Raw genomic sequence first — 15,033 nt, forward strand, 5'->3', positions numbered from 1 at the left:
ATGATGACGTTTCGAAGGATGGCGGGGTCGGCTCAGACCGCGTCCATGCCTGTTTCGCCGGTGCGGATCCGCACGACTTCCTCGATGTTGGAGACGAAGATCTTGCCATCGCCGATACGGCCGGTCTGGGCCGCCTTGCGGATGGCTTCGATCGCGCCTTCGACGGCGTCGTCGCCAAGTACCACCTCGATCTTCACCTTGGGCAGAAAATCGACGACATATTCGGCGCCGCGATAGAGTTCGGTATGACCCTTCTGGCGGCCGAAACCCTTGGCCTCGGTAACGGTGATGCCTTGCAGTCCGGCCTCCTGAAGCGCTTCCTTCACTTCGTCCAGCTTGAATGGCTTGATGATCGCTTCGATCTTTTTCATGTAAAAAGTGGCCTCCACTGCCAAAAAAACGGGTTGTGAGCCCCCGCTTGCGCCTCCATCAAGCACGAACTGTGCCAATTGGATGGATTCGAAGCGGTCTCATACGATTTCAAAGCCGAGCCGCGCGCGGATGCAAATTCGCGTCATTCGCTGCATCGGATACGGCATGGGGTGCTGGAGCTTACACAGCGCCAGCGCTTGCGTCCGCATAATAGTTGGGCATATCGCCCATTTGGTGTGCAGTTTTGCGCCTGCCACATCTCGTCCCGACGATATGGCCGCAGATCGCGACAACTCCTCTTTGCTTCGGATCGAAAACCGGACAATGCTTGATCGAATGCGGATCGGCAATCCATGAGCAACGAACTTCTTTCTTCCGCCGAGATGGGCGAGGCCGACCGGCTGACGATTTCCGACGGCCCGGCCGACGGCATCGGATTGATGCGCCAGGCCGGCGAAGCGGTCGCGGCCGAGGTCCTCAAGCGCTATCCGGCGGCGACGCACGTGCATGTGCTTTGCGGTCCCGGCAACAATGGCGGCGATGGCTACGTCGTCGCCCGCCTCCTGGCCAGCAGTGGCCTGGGCATCACCATCTGGGCATCCGGCACGCCGGGGCCGCGAAGCGATGCGGCGCTCGCTGCCGCCGAGTGTCCGATCAAGCCTCGGCCGCTGTCTGGATTTGACGCCGAGGCCGGCTCGATCGTGGTCGACGCGCTTTTTGGGGCAGGGCTGTCCAAGCCGTTGTCCGGCGATGCCGCCAGGGCGGTCGACATCGCCACCGATCTGCATTTGCCGGTCGTCGCGGTCGACCTGCCTTCCGGTGTCTCCGGTGACAGCGGCAAAGTGCTCGGCAAGGCGTTTTTTGCCGACACCACCGTGACCTTCGCGCGGAAGAAGCCCGGCCATCTGCTCTTGCCGGGCCGTGAACGATGCGGCGGGATCGTGCTCGCCGATATTGGTATCGGCGACGGCATCATCGCACGGCTTCAGCCCCGGACGTTCGAGAACAAGCCGGCGCTTTGGCTGGACGATTTTCCGGTGCCGGCCATAGACGCGCACAAATACAAGCGCGGCCACGTTGGCGTCTTTTCCGGCGGCCCTAGCGCCACCGGCGCGGCGCGGTTGTCGGCATTGGCCGCGGCCCGAAGCGGGGCAGGGGCGGTGACCGTGCTTTCGCCCGACAGCGCCATTCAAGCGAATGCCGTGCATCTGACCTCGATCATGCTGCGCAAGACCGACGACATCGCGGACATCAAGGCGTTTGTCGGCGAACGCCGGCCGTCGGCCTTTGTTCTGGGCCCCGGCTTTGGTGTCGGTGAAAGAACGCGGACCTTTGCGCTCACGTTACTGGCCGGCCAAACGAGGGACGCCTCCACCAGGATTGACGGCCTGGTCCTCGACGCCGACGCGATCACCTCGTTTCGCGAAGCACCGGACGCTTTGTTCGAAGCAGTTCGCCAACCAAACGCACCGGCCCTGGTGATGACGCCGCATGAAGGGGAGTTCGCCAGGCTGTTTCCCGACATCGCCGGTGACACTGTCGCGTCCAAGCTGGACAAGGCACGCGCGGCGGCCAAGCGTGCCAATGCCGTCATCGTCTACAAGGGCGCCGACACGGTGATCGCTGCTGCCGATGGCCGGGCTGCGATCAATTCCAACGGCGCACCCTGGCTTGCCACCGCCGGTTCGGGTGACGTGCTGTCCGGCATCACCGCCGGGCTGCTTGCGCAAGACATGCCAGCCTTCGAAGCGGCCTGCGCCGCGGTCTGGATCCATGCCGAAGCCGGGGCCCGGTTCGGACCGGGTCTGATCGCCGAGGATCTGCCGCTGGCGCTGGTACCTGTACTGCGGGAGTTGGTCGCCGGCCGGAGGTAGGATTTTCTTGTTCGACCGTCGGCTGGCTAGCGCTGAAGATAATCCTCCATCTGCTCGGTCCATGCCTTGTTGAATTCTGCAATGTACCGTTCGGCCGTGTTCGAGCCAAGCAGCGTCGAAAGCGCCGACACAGTGATCGGTTCGATGTCGGGCGCTTCTGCATAGCCAAGTGCGGTCAGCCGCTGTGCCCACGATGGATGCGTCGATTTTTTGTCATCCGGACGTTCCCACGCTTTTTGGGCGCAAGCGTTCAGGTAGGCATGTTCCGATAGCTGCCCAGCCGTTTCCATAAGCCGCTCGAGTGGCGGTCGCGGCGGGCGCAGTGCTCCCATCAATTCCCGGTGCAGAGGATCATACACCTTTTCCTTGAAGTGAACGTCTGCTGCGGCAATAAGCAAAAGGGCGCGCGCGGCTTGTTTGGCATTGCCGGATGCCGCTGCATGGCGATCCGCCCTGATCTCCGCTTCGCGTGACAGCCGAATATCTTCTCGTTCGAACGATTCCGACAGCCAGCCGATTGCGGCGTGGAGCAGGCTGCCGGAAATCGTCACCCCCGGAGGGGCGTATTCGAACACAAATCCGAAACTGTTTTCGAACTCAGCGAGATTGAGGCCACCATTGGTGTCCTTGTTGCGCACATGCGCGTCTTCATGGGCGAGAATTGCGGCAAGTCCCTTTTCATCGGTCACCGCGAGGAGGGGAATGCCAACGGTCAAAAACAGCCGGCGACCAAGAAGTCCAAGAAGCGTACGCTCTTCCCGCACGCTTGCATTTAGTTAGATTGTGATCGAGCGCGATGATGGTGCGCGCCGCCCTGCGCGCGCCGGCAATTTTTTCCCATTGCGCCCATAGCCCGGGCGCTTCCGCCTTGCTCACACCTTTGGCCTTGCTGCGTCGAAACCCGGCAAACAATGTGCCGAACAGGAACGCCGCCGCGGTGGTCGCGATCGGCATGGCGACAAATCCACCGGCGATAAACCAGACCGGATGGCTGTCGAGCAGCGACATCCAGACACAGAAGATGATTGCTGCGGGGACCACGAAAAACAGCACGGCAAACCTGCCAAATCGCCGCCCTGCGCTGATGATCATTCGCGACATTCAGCTCACAGCGGAATGTTGTCGTGTTTCTTCCAAGGGTTCTGCATGTCCTTGTTGCGCAGCATCCTGAGCGCCCGCGCGATACGGCGGCGGGTCGAGTGCGGCATGATCACTTCATCGACATAGCCACGCTCGGCGGCGACGAAGGGCGACAGGAAGCGATCCTCGTAAGTCTTTGTATGGGCTGCGATCTTTTCAGCGTCGCCGATGTCCTTGCGGTAGATGATCTCGACCGCGCCCCGGGCACCCATCACCGCGATCTGCGCCGTCGGCCAGGCATAGTTCATGTCGCCGCGCAGATGTTTTGACGCCATCACGTCATAGGCGCCGCCATAGGCCTTGCGGGTGATGACGGTGATCTTCGGCACGGTTGCCTCGGCATAGGCGAACAGGAGTTTCGCACCGTGCTTGATCAGCCCGCCATATTCCTGCGCCGTGCCGGGCAGGAAGCCCGGAACATCGACGAAGGTGACGATCGGGATCGAGAAGCAGTCGCAGAAGCGCACGAAGCGTGCTGCCTTGCGGCTGGCGTCCGAATCGAGCACGCCGGCCAGCACCATCGGCTGGTTGGCGACGAAACCGACCGTGCGGCCCTCGACCCGCCCGAAGCCGGTGACGATGTTCTTGGCGAAATTCTGCTGGATCTCGAAGAAGTCGCCCTCATCGGCGACCTTCAGGATCAGTTCCTTGATGTCGTAGGGCTTGTTGGCATTGTCGGGAATCAGCCGGTCGAGCGACAGATCATGGTCGGTGACCGACTGGTAGCATTCGATCTCGGGAAGCTCCGATGTGTTGGAGGCGGGCAGCAGGTCGACCAGCCGGCGCATCTGCAGGAGCGCCTCGACGTCATTGTCATAGGCGCCGTCGGCGATCGAGGATTTCGTGGTGTGGACGGAGGCGCCGCCGAGGCTCTCGGCGGTGACCGTCTCGTTGGTGACGGTCTTCACCACGTCCGGTCCGGTGACGAACATGTAGGAGGTGTCGCGCACCATGAAGATGAAGTCGGTCATGGCCGGCGAATAGACGTCGCCGCCGGCACAAGGGCCCATGATCACCGAAATCTGCGGGATGACACCGGAGGCGAGCACATTGCGTTGAAAGATCTCGGCATAGCCGCCGAGCGCGGCCACCCCTTCCTGGATGCGGGCCCCGCCGGCGTCGTAAAGGCCGATGATCGGTGCACGGTTGCGCAATGCCATCTCCTGCACCTTGATGACCTTCTCGGCATGGGCTTCAGACAACGAACCGCCGAATACGGTGAAATCCTTGGCGAAGACGTAGACCGGGCGACCATTGACCGTGCCCCAGCCGGTGACGACGCCATCGCCGGCGATCTTCGTCTTCTCCATGCCGAAATCGGTCGAACGATGCTCGACATACATATCGAACTCCTCGAACGAGCCTTCGTCGAGAAAGACCTCGATGCGTTCCCGCGCGGTAAGCTTGCCCTTCTTGTGCTGGGCGTCGATGCGGGGCTGGCCGCCGCCCATGCGGGCGATGTCGCGACGGCGTTCGAGTTCCTTGAGTACATCTTTCATGGCCGATCTCCCGCGCAGGCTGCATTTTGTGGTAATGATGCTCGCGGGCGAGTGCAAGCACCCCCTTGATCATCGTTTTGTTGCGCTGCAGCATGGCGCCTCTTGCATTTGGCGGCGAACTGGGCCATATGCGGCGGCATAGGCGCTTGGGCCGGGACTATCCGGCCTTCTCGACGAATGAGACTGGTTGCGTCTGTTTTCCCTCTTCCGGTTGATCGGCAAGGTGGCGAAAAAGCCCCGTGGCATGATGCCTGCGGGCACGACAGCGCAGCCGCGCGGACGAAATCGTCCGCCGCCTTGTCGTTCCATGACAATGTTATCCGACGGTAGGTTGCGCCCTGCCGCCATTGATGTTTGCGGCCAGAGGCCGCGTGAAAGAAGATTATTTTGACCAACGAAAACACTTTGCCCGGTAAGGACTCTGGGGAACTCTCCGGTTTCGCAGCACTGGGAATTACGGGTGCGCTGCTCAAGGCCACCCACGCCGCCGGTTTCACCGAGCCCAAGCCGATCCAGGCGCAGGCAATCCCGCCGCAGCTGGAAGGCCGTGACATTTTCGGCATTGCGCAGACCGGCTCCGGCAAGACCGCGGCTTTCGCACTGCCGATCCTGTCGAAGATCATCGCGCTCGGCACCAAGCGGCGCGCCAAGACGACCCGCGCGCTGATTCTGGCACCGACGCGCGAACTCGCCGTGCAGATCGAGGACACCATCAAGATCCTCGCCAAGGGCGCGCATGTCTCGACCGCACTCGTGCTGGGCGGCGTCTCGCGCTTCAGCCAGGTGAAGAAGGTAGCCCCCGGCGTCGACATCCTTATTGCCACGCCCGGCCGGTTGACCGACCTGGTGCGCGAAGGTGACCTCATTCTCTCCGACACCAAATGGCTGGTGCTGGACGAGGGCGACCGCATGCTCGACATGGGCTTCATCAACGACGTCAAGCGCATCGCCAAGGCGACCGCGCCCGATCGCCAGACGGCGCTGTTCTCGGCCACCATGCCGGATGAGATCGCCGAGCTGGCCAAGGGCCTGCTGAAGAATCCGGTTCGCATCGAAGTCTCGCCGCAAAGCACCGCGGCGGTCGAAATCGCGCAGGGCGTCGTCTTCGCCCGCACCAAGCAGAAGCGCCAGGTTCTGTCGACGATGCTCGCCGACGAAGCGATGAAGTCCGTCATCATTTTTTCGCGCACCAAGCATGGCGCCGACCGGGTGACCAAGGACCTCGAGCGCGACGGCTTCAAGGCTGCCGTCATCCACGGCAACAAGTCTCAGAATGCCCGTCAGAAGGCGCTGAACGATTTCCGTGAAGGTTCGGTACGCATTCTGGTCGCGACCGACATCGCGGCGCGCGGCATCGACGTGCCCGGCATCAGCCATGTCGTGAATTTCGACCTGCCGGACGAAGCGGAAAGCTATGTCCACCGCATCGGCCGCACCGGCCGCAACGGCATGGACGGCATCGCCATCACGCTCTGCGATCCTTCCGAAAACAGCAAGCTGCGCCAGGTCGAGCGCATCATCCGCACCAAGCTGCCGATCGTTGCCGACCATCTCGGCAGCCCTGATCCGCAGCGCAATCCGGCTGAAAAGAACGAGCGCTTCGAGCCCGCCAACGACCGCAATGGCCGTCGCGACGGCCGGCGGCCGGGCGGCGAGAAGTCGAGCAACGGTTTTGGCAAGAAGCGTTTCGGCGACAAGCCGGCCTTTGCCGGCGAGCGCAAGCCGGAAGGCGCGAAACCCTTCAAGGGCAACAACAAGCGCCGCTTCGGCGGCAAGCGCCCCGCGGCGCGGGCCGCGTAAGCCAGTTTGCGTTGCAGTCAGCCAAGCCTCGGGCTGGCTGCCTGCCCGTGACTGATACAGACAAGGGCGGCTGAAGCGATGCTTCGGCCGCCCTTTTCGTCCGAACCTTACTTCACCACCGCTTCGATCCAGACAACGATCCTCTGCGCGAGGAAGGCCGTGGTCGACGGCGACAGCGCGTCGCCGGCGATGACATGGTTGTCAGGGTCGCCGGTGTCGTCGACCGGCACCAGTTCGTGCGCACCACCCCAGCGCCCGGCCATTTCGCGGGTGCGGTCGGGCCGCACCACTCTGTCTGAATCCGAAAAGATGAACAGGGCAGGGATGGTCGCCTTCTCCACTGGCGCGCCATAGGCAAGTTCGGTGAGCGCCTGCATCGGCAAGGTCGCTTCGACCGGGTAGCGGTAGGTCCAGAATTTCTCATGCAGCGCGTTGCGCGGCACGAAGCTGCGCTCCTTGCCGGCGATGAGTTCGGCGATCTGCTTGCCCCACGGCATGGTCAGGATCTCGGCGCCGGATGCCTTGACGCCGAAGTTCGGCGAGATGAACGCGATCGCAGCCACCCCGTCCGATGCGCCCGGCTGCGTTGCCGCCCATGCCGCCAGCGAGCCGCCGGTCGAGGTCGAGATGACGATCACCTTGTCGCCGATCGCCCGGCCGATGGCGAGCGCCTCTTCATAATCGTTGATCCAGGCATTGACGCTGCCTTGCTTCATCGCAGCGCCATCCTGCCCGTGACCGGTAAGGCGGGTGTAGAAGAGGTTGGCGTCGAGCCGGTCGGCCACGTCGTCAGGCAGCGGCCGGACCTCACCCTTCGATGCGGAAAAGCCGTGAATATAGACGATCGATAGCGGCGTCCTGGCATGAACCATAGGATTTGCCCAGACGATCTCCTTATCCAGCCCATCGCGGATTCCGGGCACGGCTGCTTCCACTCTGGCCACATAGGCCTGCGGATCGTCGCCGATGGCCGAAGGATCGAAATGCATCGTGGTGTCGACAGCAACACGCGGGCCGAGCACGAAGGCCAGTGCGAGGACGGCGACAAGGACCAGCACAGCAAGCACAACCCGTCGCCCCATCGCAGACTCCACGCTACAATTCTCAACCTATGGTCGCGGCAAAAAACAGGCAACGGCCAGCAGGGAGCCGCCAATCCTCGACGGCGTTCTATTCGATTGGCGGCTTGCGGTCGTAGTGCAGCGGCCGCGCCTTCCAGTTGGTCGTCAGGCTGATCACCCCTCTGCACAGCGGCCTCGGCAGCAGGCTGAGCAGTTTCAGGGGCCAGCTTGTCCTGCGCGGGAAGGTGACTTCGAAGCCACCGGACTTGATGCCCCGCGCCATGCGGCGCGACGCCCGGCTGACTGGCATCAGCCCCGGCATCGGCAGCATGTTCTTCTCGGTCAGAGGCGTGTCGATGAAGCCCGGATTGAACACCTGGATGCGCACATTCATCTTGTCGAAATCATATTTCAGCGATTCCGCCAGGATGTTGATCGCCGCCTTGGTGCCGCCATAGGCGGCCGTGGTTGGCCATCCGAAATAGGCGGTGACCGAACCGACCAGCACGACGTGGCCGCGTGCCCTGACACGCATGCGCTCGATGACCGGAACCAAGCCGTTGATGATGCCGAAATAGTTGACCTCGAAGGACCGGCGAAAGTCATTGACGACAAGGTTTTCGCCCGGGGTCGATATGTAGTTTCCGGCATTGAAGACGGCGAGCACGATGGGCCCGAGCTCCTTCTCGATCGCGGCCACGGTTCTGGCCATGCGCGGCTCGTCGGTGACGTCGCAGGGAAAAGCGGTGACACTGCCCGGCATCTGTGCGGTCTCGACGACAAGCGTGTCGATCGGATCGTCGTCGAGCGCCGTCACGGCGACGGCATAGCCCTGCGACGCAAGATCCCTGGCAAGCGAGCGGCCGATACCGCTGCTTCCGCCCGTGATCCAGGCGACGCCGTGCTTCGGGTTGGCCCGGTAGAGTGTCATGCTGCGCCCTGTCGACTTGTTCCTGCTTTGCTCTAGCGATGAAGAAATCGAATGAAAAGCTGCTTTTCAACGCCAGGCGGAAATGAACAGTGGGGCATGAGGTCGGTCTCAGCAGCGTTGTTGCAACAACAGCGCCGCAAATGCGACTGGACCAGACAAATTCTTGCCTTGAAACCGAAGCTTCGGGTTTCTAGGGTTTCCGCGCACCGCACAAAGGAATCCTGAATGCCCCGTTCTGTGATCGACGTGATCGGCAACACGCCTCTGATCCGCCTCAACAAAGCTTCCGAAGAAACCGGCTGCGAGATCCTTGGCAAGGCCGAATTCATGAATCCGGGTCAGTCGGTCAAGGATCGCGCCGGTCTGTTCATCATCCGCGACGCCGAACAGCGCGGGTTGTTGAAGCCCGGCGGTGTCATCGTCGAGGGGACCGCCGGCAATACCGGCATCGGGCTGACGCTGGTCGCCAAGGCGCTCGGCTACCGCACCGTCATCGTCATTCCCGACACGCAGAGCCAGGAGAAGAAGGACACGATCAGGCTGCTCGGCGCCGAGCTGATCGAAGTGCCTGCCGTTCCTTACAAGAATCCCAACAACTACGTGAAACTGTCGGGCCGGCTGGCCGAGCAGATGGCGAGGACGGAGCCGAACGGCGCGATATGGGCCAACCAGTTCGACAATGTCGCCAACCGCGACGGCCATATCCGCACCACGGCACAGGAAATCTGGAACCAGACCGGAGGCAAGATCGACGGTTTTGTCTCGGCTGTCGGTTCGGGTGGGACGCTGGCCGGCGTCGCCTTCGGGCTGAAGGCAAAGAGCAAGGACGTCAAGATCGCACTCGCCGATCCGCTGGGCGCCTCGCTCTACAGTTTCTACACCAGCGGTGAACTGAAGTCCGAGGGCAGCTCGATCACCGAAGGCATCGGGCAGGGGCGCATCACCGCCAATCTCGAAGGGTTCACGCCTGACTTCTCCTTCCAGATCAAGGACGAGGATGCGCTGCCGATCGTCTTCGACCTGATCCAGGAAGAAGGCCTTTGCGTCGGCGGCTCGACCGGCATCAACATTGCGGGCGCGATTCGGCTGGCCAGGGAATTGGGCCCCGGCCACACCATCGTGACCATTCTTTGCGACTACGGCACGCGCTACCAGTCGAAGCTGTTCAACCCGGAATTCCTGCGCGAAAAGAAGCTGCCGGTGCCAGGCTGGATGGAACTGGAGAGCAGGATTTCGGTGCCGTTCGAAAAGGTCGCGTGATGGCGTACAAGACGGAAGCGCTGTTTCGCGACGACGCCTATCTGAAGACGGCCGACGCCACGGTCGTCGCCGTCAACGATCGTGGCGGCATAATTCTCGACCGCACGATCTTCTACGCCACCTCAGGCGGCCAACCCGGCGATACCGGTACGTTGCGGTGTGCCGACGGCAGCCGCATCGAGATTGCTACAACCATCACCGGCGAGACCAAGGACGAGATCATCCACATACCGGTTCCCTCGCAGGCGGCCCTGGCGGTTGGCGAGCGCGTAAGCCTGGCGATCGACTGGGAGCGGCGGCACCTCTTGATGCGCATGCATGCGGCCTGCCACCTGCTTACCGTCGTCTGCCCATTCCCGATCACGGGTGCTTCCGTTTCCGAGGACGACAGCCGTGTCGATTTCGACATTCCGGATGCCAGCTTCAGCAAGGAAGAGGTGACGGCGAGCCTGATGGACCTGGTGCGCGCCGACCACCCGATCTTCACCAGGCTGATCAGCGATGAGGAACTGGCTGCAAACCCTGGCCTGGTGAAGTCCAAGAACGTCCGGCCGCCGGTCGGGACCGGCAGGATCCGCCTTGTCTGCATCGGCGAGAACGCCTCGGTGGACAGCCAGCCTTGCGGCGGCACGCATGTCAAAAGCACCGGTGAAGTCGGAGAAATCCACATCGGCAAGATCGAGAAGAAAGGTCGCGAGAACCGGCGCTTCCGCATCCGCTTTGGCCCGATGCCGGCAACCTGATACACAACGCTTTTGCCGAGAGTAGAGAGAACAAGAATGGCCGAGGATAGCCCCTTCACTGTCGACGCGGACTGGCTGCGGACGCGCCTAGGCCAGCCGGGCCTGGTGATCGTCGATGCGTCCTGGTATCTGCCTGCGCAAAAACGCGACGCCCGCGCCGAATACGAGGCGGCGCACATTCCGGGTGCTCGGTTCCTGGATCAGGACGCGGTTTCCGATCCCGATTCCGCTCTGCCGCACACATTGCCGTCGCCGCGGCATTTTGCACAGTATGTCGGTGCGATGGGGGTTTCGGCCGACGATACCATCGTCGTCTATGATGGCCCGGGCTTCTTCTCCGCGCCCCGGGCGTGGTGGATGTTCCGCGTGATGGGTGTTTTCCAGACCTATATTCTGGACGGCGGCTTCGATGGCTGGAAAGCGGCTGGCTGGCCGGTGACGGCCGAACCCACGAAGATCGCGCCAAGCGTATTCCATGCCGATTTCGACGCTGGTCGCGTCGCCAGCCTCGCTGACATGCGCCGGATCGTCGACACCAGGGAAAGCCAGATCGCCGATGCCCGTGGCCCGGGCCGCTTTGCCGGCACCGAGCCCGAGCCCCGCGCCGGCGTCCGTTCCGGCCATATGCCGGGCGCGCGCAATCTGCCCTATTCGGCGCTGTCGGAAAACGGCGTGCTGTTGTCAAAGGACCGTCTGCGCAAGGTGATCGAGGAGGCCGGCATCGACCTGTCGAAGCCTGTCGTCACATCTTGCGGCTCTGGTGTCACCGCCGCGGTGGTCACACTGGCGCTGGAGACGCTTGGCCATACCGACAACAGGCTTTACGACGGCTCATGGGCGGAGTGGGGCGGGCTCCCCGACACGCCTGCTGTGACCGGCAAGGAATGACGACGATGGACAACGGCGTGCTGGAAGACATCGAAGTCACCGTGACATTTCTCGAGATGCATGTGCCGCCGGCCTATTCGCCGCCTGTGCCCTACAACCGTCAGATCGCACTGCTGAAGACCAAGGACATTCCCTTGCATTTCTACCGCTACCTGATGGACCGGGTGGGGCGCAAATGGCACTGGGTCAATGTACTGAGGCTGGATGACGACGAGCTTGCGGCCGGCATCCACCGCGAGGATCGCGATATCAGGGTTCTCTATCTCGATGGCGCGCCGGCCGGCTTCTTCGACCTCAAGCCACATTTGCCGGAAGAGGTGGAGCTCGCTTACTTCGGCATGATGGAACATGCGACCGGGCAAGGCATCGGCCGCTGGTTCCTCGGTGCTGCGATTGCCGCCGCATGGTCGTACGGACCGAAGCGGGTGGCGGTGCAGACCTGCACACTCGATCATCCGGCGGCCCTGCCGCTCTACCAGAAGCTCGGCTTTGCGCCTGTGGCGCAGAAGAAGGAGATCGTGCATCCGCTGCCTTTCGCCGAGCGTTCGGCCAGCGTGATGCGGCCGTGACATCAGCCGCAATCTGAACCCTCCGTTCATCGGCGCTTCAGGCTGCCTCTGGCATGTTGCCGCATCGTCAACGCGGCCGAGCCCGAAGGAAACAAGGACATGCTGACCCACCGTATACTTGCCGCCGCGCTGGTCGCGGCAATTGCCATGCCGAGCCTTGCCGCTGCCCAGGCGACAACGCCTTCGGCCGCGACGATCGAGCGAAAGCTCGAGGCGGCCCCCCGGGTGAAGCTGCGGCCGAACGAGCGCGTTACCGTCCGCGAATTCAAGCGCCGGCCGGATTTGCGCCGCATGGCACGTTCGATCGACATCCAGTCGATCAACTTCGCTTTCGGCTCGGCGGCCATTTCCAGTTCGCAATATAACAAGATCGAGAACATCGCCGACGCGCTGCGGCGCATCCTGCGCCGCGACCCTGGTGCCCGCGTCCTGATCGAGGGGCATACCGACGCCGTCGGATCGTTCCAGTCGAACCAGATCCTGTCCGAACAGCGCGCCGCCTCGCTGAAGCACACGCTGGTGCGCGAGTTCGGCGTGCCGGCTTATGCGCTCGATACTGTCGGCTATGGCGAGGAATTCCTGCTCGTGCAGACGCAAGACGAGAATTGGCGGAACCGCAGGGTGACGTTGCGCCGCTTCGACGATTTCATCCGCTGACTCGCGAACGTCAATGGTTCTTACTTTGCCGGCTCATTCATAGCAGGATTGAGGAGGTCGTTGATCCGTTCGGAGTTGGACAAGGGCCGATCGTTGAAAGTCGATGATCCGCGATACTTGGCAGGAATCGGGTGGGAAGCATCGGCCTTGGCGCATAATTTCTGGTCAATGACACCGGAGATTCTCACCATGGCCATTCAGTTCAAAGCCCTGCCGACCCAAGATGTCAGGGCCCTGCAGCTTGGCGGCCCGGATGCCTACGGCCACACGCCCGAGCGACAGATTTCTGACGGTGACGGAATGCCCTGCCGGCATTGTCTGAAGAACATTGCCGCTGGCGACGCCTATCTCGTTCTGGCTTACCGGCCATTTCCGGACCTTCAGCCCTATGCCGAAACCGGGCCGATCTTCCTGCATGCCGAAGAATGCGAACGCGCCGCCGAGAGCGAGGTGTTGCCCGAGGTTCTCGAAAGCCCCGACTACATCGTGCGCGGCTATGGCAGGGACGACCGCATCGTCTATGGCAGCGGCGGTGTGATCCCGACCGGAGCAATTGCCGCGCGAGCCGAGGCCTTGTTCGAACGCCACGACATCGCCTACGTGCATGTCCGCTCGGCGCGCAACAATTGCTACCAGTGCCGCATCGAGCGCGCGTGAGGCGAAGACAGCAGGCTGGAGAGCCTGTCTTACTCCCGTCGCATAGTCGCGATAGAAAGCGATTGTCGATCGATTTGCCGACCGCGGATGAACCGGCGGGAAATCTCGATACCGAGGAAGCGGGGCTTTGGCTCCGCTTTTTTGTTGCCCGCGCTTTGCGCAAGAAGCCTTCCGCGCAACAAAAAAGCCCGCCGGCGTGGCCGACGGGCTTAGCTTGTTTGCCTGGAGGGCTTTTTAGTTGAACTTGTACTTCGCGCCGAGACGCACGGTGTGGAAAGAAGACGTGGAAGTGATGGAGTCCTCAGGCAGCCCCAACTCCGACGAGAAATCCTTCTTGGCGAACTGCGAATAGCGGTACTCAAGACCGACGGTGACGTTGCTAGACACAGCCGTTTCCAAACCGCCCCCAACTGAGAAACCGCTGGAGCCCCAGTCGAGGATTTCGCCGATCGGGTCGGAAGCGTTCAGATCAAAATGCTGCCAGCTGTAGCCGCCGAGCACGTAGGCAAGGGTCGATTCGTTCATCTTCATGCCGACGCGGCCAAGCACATCGAAACCGTAGTCGGTATCGACATTGATCGATCCGCCGCCGAGGTCCAGCTTCGAGGTCATGCCGGAGTACCGGGCATCGACCATGACGCCTGCGACCCAGTTGCCGAAATCATGATCGTAACCGACGTTCAACTCGCCAAACACGCCTTCGCCACCGAGGCCGTTGAACTTGGCGCCGGCAAGCGGCGGGATTTCGATCTGGTGCACGGATGCACCGGCGCCCAAGCCGCCACCGACATAGAAGCCAGTCCAGTTGTATGCGGGTGCTTCAAACGAAGCGGCGGCGCCGTTCCGCGCACCAAAGCGATAATTGGCTGCAACCTGGAAGGTGTGCCGCGACGTATCGAGGTTGAGCGCGCCATCCGGCGAGGGGATGCCGGCCTCGGAAAGGAGATCCCCCTTGGTGCCGAAGCGGGTATAACGATATTCGGTCTTGATCGTCCAATTGCTGTTGATGGCCGTTTCAATGCCACCTCCGACGAAATACCCGCTCTGGTCCCAATCGAAGCCGAAACCAGCGTTCGTATCGAGCTTGTACTTCTGCCAGGAATAGCCACCCAGCATGTAGCCCAGAGTGTTCGGCGTGAAGAGGTAGCCCACTCGCAAACCGGCGTCGAAACCATAGGTCTCCTGGATCGAAGCGCTTAATCCGCCAGCATCCAGCGAGGTTTCGATGTTGCCGACGTGAGCGTCAAGCAGGCCGCCGAGCAGGAAGCGCGGCGAGACCATATAGTCGTAGCCAACCGTCAATTCACCATAGACGCCTTCTCCACCAATGCCGTTCAGCGAGATAGGAGCAAAATCACTGCCCAGTTCGTGCACGTTGGCGCCGGCGCCGACACCGAAGCCGACATAGATGCCGCTCCAGTTAAAACCGGATGCTTCAACAGGTTGCACCACGTCGGCCGCATGAGCAGCGGACATCAAGGCCACGATCGAAACAGCGGAAAAGAGAATAGATTTCGCAGACTTGCGAATGAACATTAGCCCGTACCCCTCAATAATAAGCCCGGGGTGTCTCTAGCAGCGG

15 protein-coding genes are annotated in these 15,033 nt (G+C 62.1%); 8 read left to right on the forward strand and 7 right to left on the reverse strand.

Translation table 11 applies throughout. The annotated features are described in order from the left end of the window. Positions 1–32 precede the first annotated feature (32 nt). Positions 33–371 carry a P-II family nitrogen regulator gene (locus OOJ09_RS15100; protein ID WP_006205430.1) on the reverse strand — a complete coding sequence of 113 codons (339 nt, stop codon included), beginning with the start codon at positions 369–371 and terminating at the stop codon, positions 33–35. A gap of 354 nt (positions 372–725) precedes the next feature. Here OOJ09_RS15100 and OOJ09_RS15105 point away from each other — a divergent pair, with 354 nt between their 5' ends. Next, a complete protein-coding gene (locus tag OOJ09_RS15105) occupies positions 726–2,246 on the forward strand; it encodes an NAD(P)H-hydrate dehydratase (RefSeq protein ID WP_269905939.1) in 1,521 nt (506 codons plus the stop codon). 26 nt (positions 2,247–2,272) lie between these two features. On the opposite strand, the gene OOJ09_RS15110 is transcribed toward OOJ09_RS15105, so the two are convergent. From OOJ09_RS15110 to OOJ09_RS15120, 3 genes are read right to left on the reverse strand one after another with little or no spacing between them, the layout of a single operon-like run. Continuing rightward, positions 2,273–2,935, reverse strand: a complete 663-nt coding sequence (locus tag OOJ09_RS15110) for a M48 family metalloprotease (RefSeq protein WP_269905940.1) — start codon at positions 2,933–2,935, stop codon at positions 2,273–2,275. After that, a complete protein-coding gene (locus OOJ09_RS15115; RefSeq protein WP_269905941.1) occupies positions 2,925–3,338 on the reverse strand; it encodes a hypothetical protein in 414 nt (137 codons plus the stop codon). Before OOJ09_RS15115 ends, OOJ09_RS15110 begins: the two co-directional genes overlap by 11 nt. Positions 3,339–3,352: 14 nt before the next feature. After that, positions 3,353–4,885: an acyl-CoA carboxylase subunit beta gene (locus OOJ09_RS15120; protein ID WP_269905942.1), complete on the reverse strand. Its 1,533-nt coding sequence runs from the start codon at positions 4,883–4,885 to the stop codon at positions 3,353–3,355. Positions 4,886–5,272: 387 nt separating this feature from the next. Here OOJ09_RS15120 and OOJ09_RS15125 point away from each other — a divergent pair, with 387 nt between their 5' ends. Continuing rightward, positions 5,273–6,685, forward strand: a complete 1,413-nt coding sequence (locus OOJ09_RS15125) for a DEAD/DEAH box helicase (protein WP_269905943.1) — start codon at positions 5,273–5,275, stop codon at positions 6,683–6,685. A gap of 107 nt (positions 6,686–6,792) precedes the next feature. Here OOJ09_RS15125 and OOJ09_RS15130 read toward each other — a convergent pair whose 3' ends face one another. Together OOJ09_RS15130 and OOJ09_RS15135 are read right to left on the reverse strand one after the other, a co-directional pair. Then, entirely contained in the window at positions 6,793–7,767 is a 975-nt protein-coding gene (locus OOJ09_RS15130; RefSeq protein ID WP_269905944.1) for an alpha/beta hydrolase, read from the reverse strand. Between the two features lie 88 nt (positions 7,768–7,855). Further along, on the reverse strand, positions 7,856–8,677 hold the full coding sequence (locus tag OOJ09_RS15135) for an SDR family oxidoreductase (RefSeq protein ID WP_269905945.1): 822 nt from the start codon (positions 8,675–8,677) through the stop codon (positions 7,856–7,858). Positions 8,678–8,902: 225 nt separating this feature from the next. On the opposite strand from OOJ09_RS15135, the gene OOJ09_RS15140 reads away from it, so the two are divergent. The 6 genes from OOJ09_RS15140 (at position 8,903) to OOJ09_RS15165 (ending at position 13,451) form a co-directional block, all read left to right on the forward strand. Beyond that, positions 8,903–9,937 (forward strand): cysteine synthase A, encoded by a 1,035-nt coding sequence (locus tag OOJ09_RS15140; protein ID WP_269905946.1) that lies wholly within the window; start codon positions 8,903–8,905, stop codon positions 9,935–9,937. After that, positions 9,937–10,680: an alanyl-tRNA editing protein gene (locus OOJ09_RS15145; protein ID WP_269905947.1), complete on the forward strand. Its 744-nt coding sequence runs from the start codon at positions 9,937–9,939 to the stop codon at positions 10,678–10,680. The genes OOJ09_RS15140 and OOJ09_RS15145 overlap by 1 nt, the downstream gene beginning before the upstream one ends. 36 nt (positions 10,681–10,716) lie before the next feature. Beyond that, on the forward strand, positions 10,717–11,568 hold the full coding sequence (gene sseA, locus OOJ09_RS15150) for a 3-mercaptopyruvate sulfurtransferase (protein ID WP_269905948.1): 852 nt from the start codon (positions 10,717–10,719) through the stop codon (positions 11,566–11,568). A gap of 5 nt (positions 11,569–11,573) precedes the next feature. Next, on the forward strand, positions 11,574–12,137 hold the full coding sequence (locus tag OOJ09_RS15155; RefSeq protein WP_256753660.1) for a GNAT family N-acetyltransferase: 564 nt from the start codon (positions 11,574–11,576) through the stop codon (positions 12,135–12,137). Between the two features lie 99 nt (positions 12,138–12,236). After that, entirely contained in the window at positions 12,237–12,794 is a 558-nt protein-coding gene (locus OOJ09_RS15160; RefSeq protein WP_269905949.1) for an OmpA family protein, read from the forward strand. Positions 12,795–12,983: 189 nt separating this feature from the next. Continuing rightward, positions 12,984–13,451, forward strand: coding sequence for a DUF1203 domain-containing protein (locus tag OOJ09_RS15165; protein ID WP_269905950.1), 468 nt, complete (start codon positions 12,984–12,986; stop codon positions 13,449–13,451). A gap of 234 nt (positions 13,452–13,685) precedes the next feature. Here the strand turns inward: OOJ09_RS15165 and OOJ09_RS15170 are convergent, their stop codons facing one another. Next, positions 13,686–14,987, reverse strand: a complete 1,302-nt coding sequence (locus OOJ09_RS15170; RefSeq protein ID WP_269905951.1) for an outer membrane protein — start codon at positions 14,985–14,987, stop codon at positions 13,686–13,688. Positions 14,988–15,033: the final 46 nt, after the last annotated feature.

It is taken from the genome of Mesorhizobium qingshengii, assembly GCF_027563465.1.
Lineage (GTDB): Bacteria > Pseudomonadota > Alphaproteobacteria > Rhizobiales > Rhizobiaceae > Mesorhizobium > Mesorhizobium qingshengii_A.

Excerpts from the sequence above, each read along its gene's own strand:
- OOJ09_RS15135 (WP_269905945.1), bottom strand. The coding sequence starts at position 8,677 with ATGACACTCTACCGGGCCAACCCGAAGCACGGCGTCGCCTGGATCACG.
- OOJ09_RS15140 (WP_269905946.1), top strand. The coding sequence starts at position 8,903 with ATGCCCCGTTCTGTGATCGACGTGATCGGCAACACGCCTCTGATCCGC.
- OOJ09_RS15115 (WP_269905941.1), bottom strand. The coding sequence starts at position 3,338 with ATGATCATCAGCGCAGGGCGGCGATTTGGCAGGTTTGCCGTGCTGTTT.
- OOJ09_RS15165 (WP_269905950.1), top strand. The coding sequence starts at position 12,984 with ATGGCCATTCAGTTCAAAGCCCTGCCGACCCAAGATGTCAGGGCCCTG.
- OOJ09_RS15105 (WP_269905939.1), top strand. The coding sequence starts at position 726 with ATGAGCAACGAACTTCTTTCTTCCGCCGAGATGGGCGAGGCCGACCGG.
- OOJ09_RS15160 (WP_269905949.1), top strand. The coding sequence starts at position 12,237 with ATGCTGACCCACCGTATACTTGCCGCCGCGCTGGTCGCGGCAATTGCC.
- sseA (WP_269905948.1), top strand. The coding sequence starts at position 10,717 with ATGGCCGAGGATAGCCCCTTCACTGTCGACGCGGACTGGCTGCGGACG.
- OOJ09_RS15130 (WP_269905944.1), bottom strand. The coding sequence starts at position 7,767 with ATGGGGCGACGGGTTGTGCTTGCTGTGCTGGTCCTTGTCGCCGTCCTC.
- OOJ09_RS15120 (WP_269905942.1), bottom strand. The coding sequence starts at position 4,885 with ATGAAAGATGTACTCAAGGAACTCGAACGCCGTCGCGACATCGCCCGC.
- OOJ09_RS15100 (WP_006205430.1), bottom strand. The coding sequence starts at position 371 with ATGAAAAAGATCGAAGCGATCATCAAGCCATTCAAGCTGGACGAAGTG.
- OOJ09_RS15155 (WP_256753660.1), top strand. The coding sequence starts at position 11,574 with ATGGACAACGGCGTGCTGGAAGACATCGAAGTCACCGTGACATTTCTC.
- OOJ09_RS15170 (WP_269905951.1), bottom strand. The coding sequence starts at position 14,987 with ATGTTCATTCGCAAGTCTGCGAAATCTATTCTCTTTTCCGCTGTTTCG.
- OOJ09_RS15145 (WP_269905947.1), top strand. The coding sequence starts at position 9,937 with ATGGCGTACAAGACGGAAGCGCTGTTTCGCGACGACGCCTATCTGAAG.